1 tRNA gene is annotated in these 257 nt (G+C 50.6%); it reads right to left on the reverse strand.

Annotated features, from left to right (window positions below):
- Window positions 1-90 precede the first annotated feature (90 nt).
- Window positions 91-166: transfer RNA gene (locus SPM24T3_RS24190), tRNA-Glu, on the reverse strand.
- Window positions 167-257: the final 91 nt, after the last annotated feature.

Raw genomic sequence — 257 nt, forward strand, 5'->3', positions numbered from 1 at the left:
TATCGTAAACACGACTCAATAAAGTCATCTTTACGATAGTTTCTGACCCGCGAAGGTGCAGAGTGATAATGTCTTTCACACATTATCGGATGGCGTCCCCAAGGGGATTCGAACCCCTGTTACAGCCGTGAAAGGGCAGTGTCCTAGGCCTCTAGACGATGGGGACACGAAAATGCCGTCTCGAATCACTGACTCGACACGTTTTCGTATCAGCGCGGGGTTTCCCCCACTGCATCAACAGGTGCTCTTGCTCGTTA

It is taken from the genome of Serratia sp. M24T3, assembly GCF_000257645.1.
Classification (GTDB): domain Bacteria; phylum Pseudomonadota; class Gammaproteobacteria; order Enterobacterales; family Enterobacteriaceae; genus Rouxiella.